The 16,637-nt window shown below is 48.0% G+C and carries 14 protein-coding genes and 1 pseudogene; 8 read left to right on the forward strand and 7 right to left on the reverse strand.

Annotated elements, in window-relative coordinates:
• Positions 1-160 precede the first annotated feature (160 nt).
• The 3 genes from F557_RS0108945 to F557_RS21195 all read left to right on the forward strand — a co-directional run bounded on the left by F557_RS0108945 (position 161) and on the right by F557_RS21195 (position 3,548).
• Positions 161-1,132 carry a methyltransferase domain-containing protein gene (locus tag F557_RS0108945; RefSeq protein WP_019001889.1) on the forward strand — a complete coding sequence of 324 codons (972 nt, stop codon included), beginning with the start codon at positions 161-163 and terminating at the stop codon, positions 1,130-1,132.
• Between the two features lie 131 nt (positions 1,133-1,263).
• Complete coding sequence (locus F557_RS0108955; RefSeq protein WP_019001891.1) at positions 1,264-2,334, forward strand: DUF1848 domain-containing protein; 1,071 nt, start codon at positions 1,264-1,266, stop codon at positions 2,332-2,334.
• Positions 2,335-2,816: 482 nt separating this feature from the next.
• Positions 2,817-3,548 carry a type II secretion system protein gene (locus tag F557_RS21195; protein ID WP_019001892.1) on the forward strand — a complete coding sequence of 244 codons (732 nt, stop codon included), beginning with the start codon at positions 2,817-2,819 and terminating at the stop codon, positions 3,546-3,548.
• A 306-nt stretch (positions 3,549-3,854) separates the two neighbouring features.
• On the opposite strand, the gene F557_RS21205 is transcribed toward F557_RS21195, so the two are convergent.
• Positions 3,855-4,451 (reverse strand): DUF6273 domain-containing protein, encoded by a 597-nt coding sequence (locus F557_RS21205; RefSeq protein ID WP_019001894.1) that lies wholly within the window; start codon positions 4,449-4,451, stop codon positions 3,855-3,857.
• 339 nt (positions 4,452-4,790) lie between these two features.
• Between F557_RS21205 and F557_RS0108980 the strand changes: the two genes are divergently transcribed.
• On the forward strand, positions 4,791-5,114 hold the full coding sequence (locus F557_RS0108980; RefSeq protein ID WP_019001896.1) for a hypothetical protein: 324 nt from the start codon (positions 4,791-4,793) through the stop codon (positions 5,112-5,114).
• Between the two features lie 576 nt (positions 5,115-5,690).
• On the forward strand, positions 5,691-7,460 hold the full coding sequence (locus F557_RS0108985) for an AAA family ATPase (RefSeq protein ID WP_019001897.1): 1,770 nt from the start codon (positions 5,691-5,693) through the stop codon (positions 7,458-7,460).
• A 373-nt stretch (positions 7,461-7,833) separates the two neighbouring features.
• Here F557_RS0108985 and prfH read toward each other — a convergent pair whose 3' ends face one another.
• Complete coding sequence (prfH, locus tag F557_RS0108990) at positions 7,834-8,424, reverse strand: peptide chain release factor H (RefSeq protein ID WP_026297837.1); 591 nt, start codon at positions 8,422-8,424, stop codon at positions 7,834-7,836.
• Positions 8,425-8,437: 13 nt separating this feature from the next.
• Positions 8,438-9,577 carry an RtcB family protein gene (locus F557_RS0108995; protein WP_019001899.1) on the reverse strand — a complete coding sequence of 380 codons (1,140 nt, stop codon included), beginning with the start codon at positions 9,575-9,577 and terminating at the stop codon, positions 8,438-8,440.
• A 1,189-nt stretch (positions 9,578-10,766) separates the two neighbouring features.
• Between F557_RS0108995 and F557_RS0109020 the strand changes: the two genes are divergently transcribed.
• Positions 10,767-11,432 carry a hypothetical protein gene (locus F557_RS0109020; RefSeq protein ID WP_019001904.1) on the forward strand — a complete coding sequence of 222 codons (666 nt, stop codon included), beginning with the start codon at positions 10,767-10,769 and terminating at the stop codon, positions 11,430-11,432.
• 223 nt (positions 11,433-11,655) lie between these two features.
• Here F557_RS0109020 and csm6 read toward each other — a convergent pair whose 3' ends face one another.
• From csm6 to cas1, 3 genes are all read right to left on the reverse strand, one after another.
• Entirely contained in the window at positions 11,656-12,987 is a 1,332-nt protein-coding gene (gene csm6, locus F557_RS0109025) for a type III-A CRISPR-associated CARF protein Csm6 (protein WP_019001905.1), read from the reverse strand.
• A 77-nt stretch (positions 12,988-13,064) separates the two neighbouring features.
• Complete coding sequence (gene cas2, locus F557_RS19435) at positions 13,065-13,370, reverse strand: CRISPR-associated endonuclease Cas2 (protein ID WP_019001906.1); 306 nt, start codon at positions 13,368-13,370, stop codon at positions 13,065-13,067.
• Positions 13,371-13,412: 42 nt separating this feature from the next.
• The gene (gene cas1 / locus F557_RS0109035) at positions 13,413-14,417 is read right to left on the reverse strand and encodes a CRISPR-associated endonuclease Cas1 (protein WP_019001907.1); all 1,005 of its coding nucleotides are present in this window, start codon (positions 14,415-14,417) and stop codon (positions 13,413-13,415) included.
• Between the two features lie 401 nt (positions 14,418-14,818).
• Between cas1 and cas6 the strand changes: the two genes are divergently transcribed.
• A complete protein-coding gene (cas6, locus tag F557_RS0109040) occupies positions 14,819-15,598 on the forward strand; it encodes a CRISPR system precrRNA processing endoribonuclease RAMP protein Cas6 (protein ID WP_019001908.1) in 780 nt (259 codons plus the stop codon).
• Entirely contained in the window at positions 15,585-16,418 is an 834-nt protein-coding gene (gene cas10 / locus F557_RS0109045) for a type III-A CRISPR-associated protein Cas10/Csm1 (RefSeq protein WP_019001909.1), read from the forward strand. The genes cas6 and cas10 overlap by 14 nt, the downstream gene beginning before the upstream one ends.
• An 18-nt stretch (positions 16,419-16,436) precedes the next feature.
• Here cas10 and F557_RS0109050 read toward each other — a convergent pair.
• Positions 16,437-16,637 (reverse strand): annotated as a pseudogene (locus F557_RS0109050) (IS110 family transposase); the annotation flags it as partial.

Here is a 16,637-nt window from a genome sequence, read left to right on the forward strand (position 1 = left end):
ATTGCGGATCAGTGCTGTACCTGAGTTTCATCGTCACTCCGCTTTCTTCACTTTGCACTTTTTTGTTCCCTAAACGCAGTTTCTCCTGCCGATAATTAAAGCAGGAATACACGCTTGCCGTGGTTCGGAAACTTTAACTGTTACCAAGGAGTGCTTTATTATGCTTATCGATACCCTTCCTGCATGGCTGAAAGAAACTGTAACTGCACTGGGTGGCTGGGAATGTCCTGATTATAAAAAAGCTGCCCTGAATATCAGGAACTCCCGCGCGGAAAGTCTGAACTATATTCATACATATTTTCCGAGAAGCTTTAGGGAGATTCAGGATGTACTGTGCAGGCTGGACAGCGAGGCGCCGCAGTTCAGATCGGATCTTCTTGATAAGAAAGAGCTAAGAATTTTATCTGTGGGGTGCGGTACCGGCGGTGATGTGCTGGGACTTGTGGATCTGATTCTTCAGGCTCATAATTTCAGTTATGACAAGGCCCCGGAAAAAGCCCCAGAAGTGAATATCACCGTGGATCTGGTGGACGGTAACAGTGATGCTGTTTCTCTGGCGGAATATATGCTTGCGGAGCTGAGAAGAAGGTTTAACTGTTCTATAGCCGTAAATCATTTCATCCGGAGATTTTCTGATGAGTACGGATTCAGGGAGGAAGCCGGCAAGCACGGGAAGTATGATTTCATTGTTGCCTCCAAGTTTCTCCAGGAGCTGGCTGAAGACATGCCTTATTATGGTTTTATTGAGGCCTTCAGAAACAATCTTTCGGATACGGGGCTTCTGATTATCCTTACTACGGTTGACAAGCCTAGTGGTTCTCAGTCCTGGAGCGATTTCATTCCGGTCATTCTTAACAGGGAGACCAATCTGGCCAGTCGGGAATTTAATGCGGAAATCGCCACAGTCTACCCCTTGCCCTGCAGAGCCCAGCCGCAGTGTTCAAATAGCTGCTGCTACACCAGAATCTGGTGTGAAGCCACGAATTACAGCTACGCCGCAAGACTGCTGGCCCGGAAGGAGTATGCGGCCAGACTGGTTCCGGTGGTGCGGGCCGGAGAATATTTTGTGAATGCCACGTATTCCTCGAGTAACCAGAACTGCTATGTAAGGGCGGATTTTATTCAGGCCTGATAATTCCTGAACTCTGTCCGAAGGCCGGTGTTCTAAGCCGGCCGGAAATTCTGGCAGAATCATGCCGGTCAGTCATTTTTAAACTCCGGAGGACTTCTGATAAAATCCTCCGGGCATTTAAAGGAATATTTATGGAACAGAAAATCGCAATTACACTTCCTGACGGAACCCGGACTGAGGCTCTGGCCCCGGTTATTGTTTCAGCCAGCAGATCCACGGATATTCCGGCTTTTTTTGCCGGGTGGTTCATGAACCGGCTGCGGGCGGGATATTCGGTATGGGTAAATCCCTTTAATCAGCGACCGTCCTATGTGTCCTTCCGGAACACCCGGGTGATCGTGTTCTGGTCTAAAAATCCGGCGCCGCTTTTGCCGTATCTTGACGAACTGGACGCTATGGGGTTCAGCTACTATTTTCAGTTTACTCTGAATAATTACGAACCGGAAAAACTGGAACCCCGCGTGCCGCCTCTGGAAAAGCGGATTGAGACCTTCAGAAAGCTTTCGGAAAGACTTGGGCCCGACCGGGTGATCTGGCGGGCGGATCCCATAATTCTTACCCCCGCGCTGACTCCGGAGGTAATTCTCACCAGAATCAGCTCCCTGAGTGCCAGACTGCGGGGACTGACCCGGAAGCTGGTCTTCAGCTTTATTGACGTGAATGCCTACCAGAAGGTGCAGCGGAATCTCGTAAAGGAAAAAATTCTGGCGCCCGGGGATCTGCCCTCCGCCGAGGCCACTTCTCAGGAACAGGGAATTATTGCGGCAGGGCTTAGGGATCTCCGTGACTACTGGAGCCGGCACGGCTGGGACTTCGCGCTGGCCACCTGTGCGGAGGGGGCGGATCTGACCTGCTACGGCGTCGAGCATAACCGCTGCATTGATCCGGATCTTATGGCAAGGGCGTTTCCCGATGACATCCTTCTGCAGAACCACCTTGCGAAATTCCGTATCGGCCAGGGGGAGACGGATCTCTTTAATGATAATTCCGGTGCCTTTGATTACCGGAAATTCAAGGACAGGGGGCAGCGTCAGGTCTGCGGCTGTGTGGCCAGCAAGGATATCGGGATGTACAACACCTGTCCTCACGGCTGTGTTTACTGCTATGCCAACGCCTCCCGGAATATGGCTGAGAAAAACTTTCAGGCCTGTCTCCGAAATCCCGGAAGCGAGAGTCTTCTTCCTTTTGCGGCAAAGCACTGAGAGCTTGTTTCAGGCTCCCCGGGAAGGGCAGTTTTTCTTTGCAGTAATCCCGGGAGTGCTTTCAGGCTCTGGGCCGAAGCTCTGTGAGGCAGGCCGTTTTTTGCTTTCTGGCTCTGTCTCCGTATATGAGAGATCTCCGCATAGGCCCTTGTTATTACTTCCAAAGGCCGCTTTTGCGGGATTGGGGAATGCTAAACAATTAATTAGGAAGAAGGGGAAGACGCTAATGGAGAGCAAATCTGGGATTTTCCGTTCAGTTCTGTCAGACTGATTTCTTTGGATCCCGAATAGAAAAACAGGACTTCCGCATAGAGGAAAAGAGAGATTCCGGTAAAAATTCCGTTCGCGTAGCAAAATCGGAGTCCGCACGGTGCTTTTTGCTACGACAATGCGGCGAGGCGTGTTATAATGAAGGCGCGAGGAATATATTCGCAAGACAAGAATCTCATAAATCAGGTGTATCAGAGATCTTGGAGGTATCTATGGCACACGGTATTTCCGGCAGACATGGTTCTGGGAGAAACGGCTTCACGCTGGTGGAGCTGGTGGCGGTTATTGTTATCCTGGGCATCCTTTCAGCAACGGCTTCAGCCAAGTTTGTTTCTCTCCAGAGTGATGCCAGGGCGAATATTCTCAGAAATATGCAGGGCAGCATTAAGTCAGCAAACTCCATGGTGTTTGCCAAGGCTCTTATCAATCATGCGAATACCAGCTATACCGAAAAGGGAACCGGTGAGGACTGGTCTGAGAACTGTGCAAAAGATAACTGTGTCAGCATCGGGGATATGTGGGTTTACCTGAAGTATGCCTATGTTGACCGGAATTCTGTGGCCTTTATTCTGGATGCCGATATTTCCGGTATCAAAACCCGGGAGCTCAATCACGGAACCACCGGCCAGAAAATCAAGCTGCCGAAGCGGGATTCGAGTCTGGGGGATCTTAATTACAGCTGTGATAAGGACAAAAACGCTGTTTGCACCGGTCATGATTTCTGTCAGTGCCGTAGCAGCAGTGAAACCATAGACGGTATCTCGGGACGGGATACCCAGTATATTGTTCCGAAGGGCTTCAAGTATTATCAGAAAAATGCCTCTGCCAAGGAAAGCTGCTATTTCAAGTATTCCTCCGCGGAATATCTGGAGTACAAGGAAGGAGATGTGAAGGTGAAAAAGGTCTTCCCTCCGGCCTATACTCTGGCACTGGACGGTTGCTGAGACCGGGAAATCTGGCTGTCTTCCGGGAGGCGGTATGACCATTGTGAAGGGCGGTTTTGGAGACTGCCCTTTTCTGTTTTGTGCCCGGCTCTGGATACTCTCTTCTCGCCTTTCTCCCGGGAAACAGTACCGGAATCATCTTTTCGCGGCCTTTCTGCAGCTTTCGGCTTTCCCTGAGGAAGGCTGTCCGGAAAATCTCCCCGGAACCCAGGGCCAGGGAAACAGGAAGCCTTTGCGGCTTTCCGGGGGATTTTTGCTAGCTGGAGTCCGGGGATGCTCCGCCGCAGATGTGCGCGCTTCTGCTTTTCAGATCCGCACCCGGATTGCCGGCCGTGCCGCAACCTTTTCGTCACCGGCAAAGCAGCCGATGTCGCTGACAAGTCCCGAGTAGTAGATGGTAGCTGCGTTGTACTGCATAATTCCGGGGGAGCGGAGCCACCAGTAGCATGTCTTATCCTTGTGCGTCCAGAGATTTTTGGCGAGGGTGAACGGGGTAGGTGTAGTCTGCCGGCTCCTGGTATCCGGAAGATAGTGCTTTACCTCATCAAGACTCAGGGCGAATACCCGATCCCGGGTGTCATTGCCGCCCCTGGTATGGTAGAGCTCATTGTCGGGATTCCGGTTTACGGTTTCCAGAATAAGCTCCTTCTCGTCCGCTGAAAATGCCGTGCTGTAAAATTCGCCGTTAAGCCAGCTGCGGTATTCCGAGTTTTCCCAGGTGATATCGCCGCATCCGGGATGATAGCAGCGGCAGTCGATGCCGAATTCCGTGAGAAGCAGTACCGATTCGGCATCCCGATCCAGAACAATCCAGGTCAGAGGATCCTTGGTTGTGGCGTTTTCAGATAGGAAATAGGAACCGAATTCTGTCCGGCTTCCGATGTCTGTGCTGCTAAGGGCCATTTTTTCCAGCTCCGGCGGTAAACAAAACTTACGGAGAGGCATTATAGCGCATTGACAGGGTTTTGGCAGGAGGGGGCGGGACTCCGAGCTTCTTTCCTGTTCTGTTCCGGGATCATGCAGGAAGCCGCGTAATACTGCGGACTCCCGGATCGCAGGCGTTTTTTCTGCTGTAAGGAACAGGGATCGGGAGAGGATAATCATAAAATTGAAGATGTTTCAATACCCGAAATTCAATATTGCGAAAAACCCAGCCATTCGGAAATTTGTGTTTGAGACTTCTTAAATTTCGGCATACAATGCTCGCCGACTAACCGAGAGCTACTATTAAAAGAGGATTTCATGATAGATAAAGAGAACTACAATCCCCTGCCTACCGTTAATCCTGCCAACCGGGATGAGGTGGAGCAGCTGAGTGCTATATCCGTTAAGCTGGAGCGTCTGGCTTCGAGACTTCTTTCGGTGCGCATCAGGCTTCAGAAGGCCAGGGATGAGATTGAGATTCCGGGACTCAGTGAGGATGATCTGCTCCGGAATATTTCCGATTTGTCAGAGGCCTGCAGCAAGATCGAGTCTCAGGTTCGCAATGCCGACATGACCGGTTTGGAGCAGGTATATCCTTCCGAGGTTGCCAACAGTGCATCCCGTCTGATTATTCCGAGCTGATATTACGACGGGGAAGCTGCTTTCCTGGTAACGAGAAGAGACAGAAGTCTCAGCATGTTCCATTCCCTCCCCTTTTACTGGCCAAAAAACTGAATTTTGAGCATAGGGGGCCTCCTTCCAGTGTGACGAGGTTCGGTAAACTTAAGTTATTCAACCCTGCAATTACTACAGCTTGCAGGGTTGTTTACTTTTATTCAAACCCCCCTTTAATTCGTGTCTGCTGATTTTTTGTACAGCTTCTTTTTATACGTGTCTTCTCAGCTAACATTTCTTCCTTGTCAAGCCGGGCTGCAATCTCTTGTTCTGTCTGATTCCCTGGTTGAATTGTATAGTTCCAGATAGCCAGTTTCTTTGCACATTTTTCCTCTTCACCATCTTTTGCTGGGCGTGGAATTATCTTTTCTTCGTTCCATCATACCGTCTGTTATAATTGTGGCCGTTTCATACTTATTGGTATCCAATTTTCACTTGATTGTCAGGCCTGTTTTTGTGGTCGTGTTTTCAATCAGATTAATAATGTTCTCGACAGAAATCTGGGGTTTGCCTTCCGGATGGTCGTATTCAGGGGGGAACAGAATGCTGAAGTCTATAGGTATCGGAACTGAATTATTTCATAAGCTTATTGAAAATAACTGCTATTACGTAGATAAGACTCCGCTCATCAGAACCGTGTTTAAGGAATCAGCTACCAATGCCTTTCTCATTATGAGACCGAGGCGTTTCGGTAAAACGCTAACCATGTCCACCTTCTATGACTTTCTGTCTCTGAATATCGAAAATCCCGGCGATGTGTCACTTCAGGAAAAATGGTTCAAGGGCACCAAGATCTTTGAAGATAAGGAATTCTGCAGTAAATACATGGGCAAGTTTCCGGTAATCTTTGTGTCGTTTAAATCCATCGTTCATCAGAATTTTAACGATGCGTATAATCAGTTTGCTACGCTGATATACAGACTGGTACTGCAGTTTGAATATCTGGCCACCAGTAAGGAATTATCCGATAAGCAGAAGGAACAGTATGCCTGTCTGAGTAACTATGAAAAGCTTACAGACAGAACCAATAAATCTTATCTGACCGGATCCCTTCAGACGCTTTCCTGTCTTCTCGAAGCACATCATAAGATAAAACCGATAATTCTGATTGATGAATATGATGTGCCTATTGCCAAGGCGGCTTATCATGGCTACTACGATGAAATGATAGATCTTATCAGTCCTTTCTATAACGACACCTTAAAAACAAATACGTATCTGGACAGAGCCGTGCTTACCGGGTGTTTAAGAGCAGCCAGGGAAAGTATTTTTACCGGGCTTAATAATCTTCTGGTCTGTTCGGTTCTTGATTCCGGAGATGATGATCTATCCACTGGAATAGGCTTTACCAAAGAAGAAACTCAGGAAGTTCTCGCATACTACGGACTTTCAGACTATTACGAAGAGGCAGGAAACAATTACGACGGGTACCATTTTGGAACAACTCAAATGTACTGCCCGTGGGATGTCATGAACTTCTGTAATGACAACTACAGAAAACTGAGTAAAAACAAAAATCTCATTCAGGCCGGCAACTACTGGATAAATACCAGCGGTAACGATGTTATCGAAGAATTCATGGGCCTTATCGAGCCTGAAGATGTTGATCTGATGCAGGATCTTCTGGACGGTAAATCAATAACCGCGGAAGTAAGAGCGGCGCTGTGCTACGGCGACTTGCAGAATCATGACATCAATGATTTCTGGACTCTGCTGCTTTATACCGGCTATCTCACCTTTGATCCGGCATACCGTTCATCAATAAAAACGGAATACAGCCTGTACATTCCAAATGAAGAGATAAGAGACTGCTTCAGAGATAAAATTCTGAATTACTTTAAGACTAATTCAGTTATGAAAGCCAGTACCGCTGAACTGGTAAAAGGTTTGTTTGAAGGTGATGCCGAAAAGGTGCAGGACAACCTTAACACGCTCCTTGGCAAATACGTTTCAATCAGAGATTTTGCCGCGAACGCACCTAAAGAAAATTATTATCACGGTTTTATGAACGGACTGCTGGTCAACGGCACGTCATTCATAGAGGAGCATAAGTCCAATTTTGAATCCGGGGACGGCTACGTTGATATCATAATTGCTTCAAAAAACAGTGATACCGTGGCTATTCTGGAACTTAAACAGACTGACAGGCCGTTTGGGGCAAGGCTGATTGCTGCTGAAAAAGCAGTGAAACAGATTGCTGAAAAAGGCTATGCAACGGTTTATATGAAGGATCCTCTGGTACGGAATGTATACGCCTATGGTATCTGTTTTCATAAAAAATTATGTTCGGCTGTTGTTAAGAAAATGAAATGAAGTTACCGGCTGTTTTCTAACATCCCTGTTTAAGTACATTTTGCCATTTTTCGAAAAACAAGAAACGTGCGGATTTTTGCCTGTTCTGTTCCTTAGTCCATACGCAACTCAAACTCATAACAGCTCCTAAAAGCTGTCCAGGGAAAAAAAGTTCTGACACGTCTTCAACCTGTCAGACTTACTGCCCGATTTTCGGGATCAGTTTAGTAATAACCGGACAAACTAACAAATCAGCGACAGCAGGGGGAGAACTCTGCAGGGGTTCTGTTTTTTGTCTGCTGACATCCCGGCACCCGCAAAAAAATTCCGGATCCTTTTTATAAACCGGAGGAAGCGCCCTCTGTTTCAGGGCTGGCTTCCTCCGGCCTTTCTGCTACCTCCGTCTTCTGAAATCCAGTCCTTCGTAGATACGAACCGGGTTTCCGCGTTCCAGCCTGTAGTGTCTTATCCAGGCACTGTTCTTCTGATCCGCCCGGGCAGCCTCCGCCATTTTTCTGAGAATGTCCTTGAGCTTGTTCATGGCATCGCGGCGGTTCAGTTCCTGCGTGCGCTCGGCGGTGGAGGTTACCACGGTGCCGGTGGGCAGGTGTACCAGGCGTACCCCGGTTTCCACCTTGTTGACATTCTGACCGCCGTTACCGCCTGCATGAAACCGCTCGAAACGGATCGGCCCTTCCGGGATTACCCCGGCTGCCTCCGGAATGATGTGAACATCAATGAACCAGTTTTTCCGGCGGTGCCGTGGACGGAAGGGGCTTTGGCAGATCCACTGCACACTGCCTTCAAGTCCGGCGAGATCTCCGGAGGTTCTGAAGATCACCGAGGAGAGACAGTTTTTTTCCCGTCCTTTGCCGGATTCCACTACCTCAAGGTCGGGAAACTCCTTCCTGAGAGCCTGAAGCAGCAGACTGACGGCGAGTTCGCATTCGGCAGGTCCCTGACCGGAACTAATTTGCACCAGCATGTGTTTCTTCTCCTTATTCTGCATTTCCAGCCTTGAAGCTGTAGAGCGGTCTTATAATTCCGGTGACCGTAACGCTTTCCGCCACCGCCTCCCTGATGGCATCCATGGTCCGGTAGGCAGCCGGGGATTCGTCCAGGGTTCCGGCATGGATACAGGTGGAATAGATTCCCTGCATATCCTTTTTGAAGGTGTTTACGGTGCAGATTTGCCTGACCTCGCTCCGCGGCACGATTCTGCCGGAGCCATGCGGGGCGGAATAGTTCCATTCCGGATTCCCGTGGCCGAATCCCGTAAGAATTCCCTCCTTCATGCTGACCGGAATCAGTACTTTTTCTCCGGCTAAGGCGGAGATGGCTCCCTTCCGCAAAATCAGAGAGCCTGGTTCCGGCCCCGCGGTAACACAGTTATGGGCGCAGGAAAGAATCTCCTCCGCCTTCCACTTCATTCCCCGGAGGATTTCCTGGATAATGATGCTCCGGTTAAGAGCTGCATATTTCTGGGCTGTAGCGGTGTCATAAAGCCAGTCTTCCCGGAGATCTCCCGTGAGCCAGGTGAGTTCGTAGGGGACTGTGATGCCGGCATCCCTGAGGCAGCGCTGTCCGGCACTCAGGTAGTGTTCGGTTATTTCCCGGCCCAGATGGCGGCTTCCGCTGTGCACGGCAAGAAAGAGACTGTCGCCGTCTGAACCGGCTTCAATGAAGTGGTTGCCGCCGCCGAGAGTTCCCAGGGAAAGCAGGGCGCGATCCCTCCGGATATGCCGGGCGGCCCGGAGATCGTCATGATTCCAGGAGCCTGCGAACACGGACGGCCTGGTCCGGGCGGCGAAGCCCGAGGGAACACACTCCCGGATTACCCGGTCCAGACGGATCCAGTCCGGTTTGCCACGGGTGATTCTGACCATGGAGATGCCGCAGCCGATATCCGCTCCTGTAAGCACCGGCATAACCCGGTCGCCAAGGGTGGCGGTAAAACCGATGGGGCAGACCTTTCCGGCGTGGACATCCGGCATAACCCGGATCCGGCTCTCCCAGAAGGCTTCGTTATTGCAGAGGGCAGTGATCTGACTGCGGGCCCAGGTATCGATCTGAATGCCGGGATCCGTCACGGTATAGACCACGGCGGAAGCGCAGGCGCCATTAATTACAGTATGCATACGTCTGAATATTCCTGATAAGCTGCCGTTCGTGCAGGAGTACCGTCCGGGAGAACTGTGCCGGATACCTTCCGCCCTGAGAGCGGGAAGTTTTATACCAGGCCTGGGATCTCACCGTTTTTCCTGTACGGAATCCGTAACGGGCAGAGTGCCCGCAGGGCGTACAGACGACGGTACTGTCGCTTTTAAGACGGCAGAAACTAAAAAACAGTTATTTAAAAAGCAAAAAGACTGAAGAATGATGCTTTCGGTTACGCAATATCAGCGTATGACATACGAAACGCCGGGCGATGAAGCCGGGACGGAAGAAGAGAAAACAGAGAGAGAAAAAGTCCTGAAGGACTCAGGGGGTCTCAGAGTTCCCTAACACCGCAGTCCCTGATGGTAACGGAAAGATCTTTTGAAAATGATGAAGCGCTGCGCATAAAATCCTCCTTTGCTGTCCGGTTCTGAAAATTCCCTCACCGGGAGATACTGAGCCCGGGAAGGTCTGGCGGTAACGGCTGCGGGACTTTTTTCAGAAAGGAGATATCAGTCCCTCCGGTGCACTGCTTCTGCAATTATGGATTACAGTTTTTTCAAAGTCAATGATATTTATTAATCTTCCGAAAATTTTTTTTGAAGATATGGTTTTCCTTTTTTACTTCCGTTTTTCTGTCAGGAATATTCCGGCGGGAAATGGCAGATCTGCCGGCGTTTTGGGGAGATGGCATTAATATCAGCCCCGGGAGATCAGATTCCGCTTCTGTTCCTGGGGCCCGGGGATTTCTGACCGATCCTCTCCCTGTCATCATAAAAGCAGTTTTAAGACCGGTGCGGTCTCTTCCTGTATCTTTAATGCCAGGTATCCGAAAGGTAACTGTAAAGCATAAATTCCTGCTGTGGCGCCGGGGAACAGGAGGCGTCAGCGAAGTTTTCTGAAATCTCCTTCCGGAAATCATCAGACGGTGATTTTCAGAGAGGGCGATTCCTGGCAGAATTTTGTGCGGAGTGATACCCCGATCTCATTCCGCATAATCCGATATGGCGAAGTTAACAATTTTTTTGGTCCGCTCCGGTTTTATGTTAACAATTAACGGGTGATAGGCTATAATTTAGAAAACGTTTGCATACATGTCTGTTTCTAATGATGCCACTACTGCTTACTTTTATGGCTGGAAACGGATTATCTGGAAAAATAACACGGCTGATGATGAAAAACCTTAGTCCTGACAGAATAACGGAGCTTAGCGAGCTGATTACCTCCGGAGTCTCAACCCCGGATCTGGTATATAAGCGTTTTTTACGGAATGTCCCGTACAACATGAATGGGGTGCGGGGGAATCTCCTGTATCCTGATTATGTTCTTATGGCACAGGGGCCGCTGCAGTTTGACCGGATGGATGAGTCCAAAATTCTTGCCGGAACCGTGAGGCTCAAAAACGGTATTCTCAAGGTTGGCACCGGGGAGAGGTTTGTTTTTCTGCAGTGTGTTTCCCGGGTTGAGGAGATTGGCAGCGGTGTAACCGATATCGGGGTTCTGATGTTCTCCGATGTTTCGGAGCTCTCACTGTTTCTCAGGAATATCGGCGGGCTGGTGTGCTACGGAGTTATCAGTAATCCCGTAGTATATGAAGGAGAACAGAATCATGTCCTGATGGTGGATGAGTGCGGCGAGTGCTGCACTCTGGAGCCTTTGGCTGCTACAGATTTTGATTATGTTCAGGATTCCGCTGATCTTTCCAGAAGCTTTGCCAGAAAGGGCGATTTTCTGGTGCTGGGCACTCCCGGGGTGGTTGCTTTCCTCAGGATTGAGAACTGGGAACGGCAAAAGGCCGCAGTGCTGGAGTTCAGTATACTCCGGAAGGCCGGCTGAGGGGTATCTCAGCTAGCAGGATTTTACGAAAGAGCTGTCTTCGGACGGCTTTTTTGATCCCGTGTAAAAAGTCCACCGGCAATTAAGAAGAGAAACAGTGTCATAAAATCCCGGTGCTGATCTTTGGGAGTGATTTCTTTCCGGAATCAGAATGCGTACTAAACTCTCCGGAGCGCAACATTCCGGGGAATTCGTCCGTGCCTGTCAGGCAGAATCACAGGAGTTACTTTTTAATCTGGGAAATGATAAAGTCATTCATGCGATCGTAGCTGTTCCAGGAATCCTTATCAACACTCCTGCAGGACAGCTCAAACAGCTTTTTCAGTTTTTCAACAATAGCAGAAGCTTTTATTCCGGTTTCCCTGAGTATGTAATCCTCATCAATTGCCACTATCTGATGAGCTGCGCTATTCCGGATGCTTTCCTCTACGGTTCTGATATCCTCTGCCAGTTTAATAATCTGAGGATCTGATATTTTTTTCCTAATTATATGGAGAATACTTGTGGAGTTAACATAAGAATTTGGATCGAAGTTGTTATTGAATGACCTGCTGAGAATATCAAAAATATCAGAATTTATCACCTTGTCACCATCCCATTTAAGAGCATTGTGTTTATTTTTTCGGGCATAGCTGCCTTTTATATCGATATGGGCCTGTTTTAATAATACCAGCAGGAACATTTCTACAATTACCGGTGTGGTTGCTCTGATAAAATCAGCAAACTCTTTCCTTCGGTATTTGATTACCAGATTTTGAACATATTCAAAAGATTGTATTAAATTGCTGTCCTGTACCGGAAATATAAATTTCAGCTGTTCTTTGGGAAAGATGCTTTTGGCATCGTTGAATTTTAAGGTGTTTCTGAAAATCGCGGCTTCGATATATTTGCGATAGCCGGACGACTTTTCTTTGATAGACTGTGCTATCGCGAGTGCGGCAGGGTAATCATAGGCCCTTAAATGCTGTTCAATGATTTTTTCCCGGGTAAGCACCTCCAGTGTCGGGCACTCCACCTCCCGGCATCTGTTCGGAGTGTCCGGAGTGTTGTCAATGTTGCACTCCCAGAGATCCTGAACATTGAGATTCCTGCTGTGATGATGCTCATTCATTCCCTGGACAGGAGTGGCAACCTGGATCAGCTTTGCTGCAAAGCCGCCCAGAGTGTACAGTACCAGAAGGCCGCTTTTCATGGCCGGGGTTCCTGAGGAAATGTTTATGATAAGCCGGTCGGTTTCGTCCATGGTGGCGAGAATCTCTTTTATGTGCTTCAGAAACTCCTCATAAAAGTAGTCGAAATCATGAACATTCAGAAGTTCCGGGTTTTCAATTGCGTGGATGTCGGCAGTTTTTCCGAAATTTTCATAAAGCCTGTTTATGCAGTACCGGTATCTGTCATCCTCATGATGCTTTCTGACCATTTCTCCTGACAGATACATATAGATGGTATCAGGTCTGTAGAAACGGCAGATATGGAGGAGAGAGCCCTCCTTCTTGTTGCTTTCTGAAATGGGATCAGTACCGCCCACCGGTGAAAACAGTATGGTTTTATTCATTAGTAGCCATCCTCATTTAATAATAAAACACTGCTCATGCTGTCCTGATTTTTGCAGCAAAAATCAGAATCTGAACCTTACAGTATAATCAGGGAGTCTTTTTCAATACGAACGTTCTGGCCGAAAAAGATAAATTTTCCATCTGCTCTTAATACGTAAACACGGACGCTGTCCCTGTTCAGATCCATGTTTTTGGGAATCTGCTTCAGAAGATCATTGAATTTTCTGGCCGGGAGAAAAACCTCAAACGCTGAGAACTGTACCCGGTAGCCAAAGCCTTCCATCATTTTTGCAAATTTGTCCCGCAATTTATCGGACTGGATATCGTAAATCACCAGAGCATATACGCAGTTGTTGTCATTTTTAGGAACATACTGATTCATGATGACGTTTTTAAAAAGCTGCTGTTCGCGGTTTTATGCAGATTATCTTATACGTACCGGGATATAATATTCCGGAGAATTTCTGTCTATTGCCTTAATCAGTCTCTCGATCTGATATTCGATAGCCTTTCGGAAGCTGATGGCGTAATCTATAAAATCAAGATACCTGGATTTGGTGTTCATTTTATTTTCAAATTTAGAAAGAAAGAGCCTGATTCCTTCCTGATTGAGATAGATTCCCTGATTGTTTTCATTTTGCCTGAAGTTGCTCATCACAATTTCATGTCCGTTGAGACATGACATGGCCAGGGAATCAACTATTACCGCCCGCCATTCCTCCATTAAGTCGCTGGCCAGACTCTGGTGCTTAAGATGATCATGATGAATAAAGCCCCAGAACGGATTAAGATTTTTAAGCTCGATAATGCCGATTATTTCGTTGAAGAGCAGGGTATACCCGAAGCTTATCAGAGAATTAAAAGGATCTCTGGGCGGGCGTCTGGTTCTCCCGTTAAAGGCAAACTGCGGATCGGTTAGCCCCCCGAGATATTTAAAGTACTCTTTTGCGGCATATCCTTCGTGTCCCAGTATCTGGCTGATGACGGAGCATTTCATGACCGCCTTTTCAGCCAGTCTCATATTTCGGAACCCCGCAGACAAATCCGTATTCCTGTTCCTGCCGTAGCGGCGGAGAATGGCAATCTGGTTTGAAATTTTTGCTGCGATGATGTTTTTGCTGATGGTTAAGGAAAAATCCCTGTCATTGGAATAGCAGAGCTGCTTTCTCTGTTTAATTGAATTGGCGTGGCTAAGAGAAATCAGCCGGCCCTGATAGGAGCCGTTCATAGAGAGATAGATGACGTCAATTCCGGACCGCAGGCATTTTGTAAGGCATTGCGTGGATACCTGAACATTTCCGAAGATCTCGATCACATCAACTACTTCTGCGGGAACGCTTTTAATTACCTCTCCCTTCGATTTTACGGTAAATCTGTTACCGGAAATACCCAGGAAGGCTCCCTGTTCTGAAATGCATAAATAGGCCAAGGCGGAGTCCTTTTTATGTTATCTTTCCTGTCTCCGATTATACATAACTGCTTAGGCGGTATTTATTATGCTGCTGAAAACTGAGAATTTTGTCATGTTTTTATATTTTGTATGTTTATAGTTAGGCGTTTCTTAATGTTATTACGGTAAATGTATGCGGTTGAGATTTAATACGGTTCTCTTTAGTGTTTTTGAGATGAGGTTTTGATTTTTATTTTTAAGTATCTTTATAACTGTGTTCAGGCTCTCAAAAAGTAATGGTTATCGTTTTTGTTAATTTAACCTTGTTATAGACTTTTTTAAACGTGCGGAAAGCAACGCTTAAAATGCGCGAGACATGGCGCTTTTAGGTGTTCTCTGTTCCATGCTGAAGTTATATTGTCAGGCTCTCATTGTTGTTTATGCAAAAATTAAGCAGACTGAAAATCCGGCTGCAGATACCGGATAACGTTTCTCTTTCCTGTACCAGAGGATCGCTGTTCCACGGGGCTCTCATGAACATGATTGACAGCGATTATGCCAATTTTCTTCATGAAAGCCGGCTGCATCCCTATGCGCAGTATATCAGCCGTGAAGAAGACGGGGCGGTGTACTGGGTCATAAGCTGTACCAATGAGGAAGCCTGTAGCCGGATTATTGCGGCTCTGATGAGCAGGGACAGTGTTTTTATTGAAAAGCTTAACGCCGAAGTCGGACTAGGGGAGCGTTCCTACAGTGAACTGTCCTATGATTCTCTGGCGGCGCTGTTTTACGGAGATCCTCTGCCCCGATTTACAGATATCAGAATCATCACCCCCATGTCGTTTAAGAGCGAGGGCGGTTACTGCATCTTCCCCGACATCAGGAAGATCTACAAGAGCATGATGAACAGGTACGATACAGCCATGAAGGACAGCAGCAGTACGGTTTTCGATCTGTCCGCCCTGAACGAACTCTGTGAAACAACAGCAATCACACGCTATAACCTCAGAAGCCGGATGTTTCCTGTAGACGGGGCTTCCATCCCTTCATTTTCCGGAACCATATCCCTCAGATTTTCCGGTTCCAAATCCATGATTAATTTTGCCCATATGCTTTTCAGATTCGGGGAGTTTTCCGGGGTGGGAGTTAAGACCTCTATCGGAATGGGGGCAATTCGTATTGAAAACAATAATGGTGGTATGAAACATGTCATTGACTGAACGCCAGGTGAAACTTGTAATCGGAAGCCTTCTCCACGATGTTGGCAAGGTTGTGTACCGATCGGGACAGGATTCCCGGAATCACAGTCTCTCCGGAAGTCAGTTTCTGGAGGAGCTGGGCATTAAGGACTCCGCAATTCTTAACTGCGTCAGGTATCATCACGGGAAAATGCTGTCATCTGCCAGGGTGCCCGATGATGATCTGTGCTATCTCGCATACTTTGCCGACAATATTGCCGCGGCAGTTGACAGAAGAGGGCGGGATGACAGTGCGGAGGCTGGTTTTGACAGAACGGTGCCACTGGAATCGGTGTTTAACATTCTGAACGGCAATAACGAGAGTAAGCACTACCGTCAGGATTTTCTGACCCTGGAAAAGGTAAATTATCCCTCGTCTGACAGGGCCGTCCTTGATAACAGCTTCTATCAGCGGATAACCCGGAATTTTGAGGAGAATCTGCACGGAATTTCCTGTACCGAGGAAAACATTTCATCAGTACTGTCGCTTCTGGAGGCCAATCTTTCCTATGTGCCTTCATCCACCAATACCGGAGAGCTTACCGATATTCCTCTCTATGATCATCTGAAGCTGACGGCTGCCTTTGCCTCCTGTCTGGAGGCCTACACCGCCGAGAAGGGCATCTCAAACTACCGGGAAAAGTTCTTCAGTGCCGCCGATGATACCTATGGCGAGAACATGTTTCTCCTGTTTATTATGAAAGAAAGCTCCCCGGCGGACAAACGAAAGCGACGGCCCTTAAGCCGCATTCGGAACGCTGCATGCCCTGGAATGGAGTGGCGACCCAGATCTCTTCGGTAAGATCCGTTCCGGCCCCCGTTAAGTTGGCTGGGTCATGCTGACGCTGGCACAGATCACTTTGCCCTGATTGCTGGTTTCGCTCAGCACACACAGACCTTCAGTAATTTTGGCTCTGGAGATGGCGCGTTTGACCTGATCCATCCGGAATTTTGCCAACGACTGATCGTTCGGGCTGTCTTCGTATTTGACCTTCCGCGTTATTATCACGTAAATAATTCT

The organism is Succinimonas amylolytica DSM 2873 (assembly GCF_000378405.1).
In the GTDB taxonomy this organism is placed as follows: domain Bacteria; phylum Pseudomonadota; class Gammaproteobacteria; order Enterobacterales; family Succinivibrionaceae; genus Succinimonas; species Succinimonas amylolytica.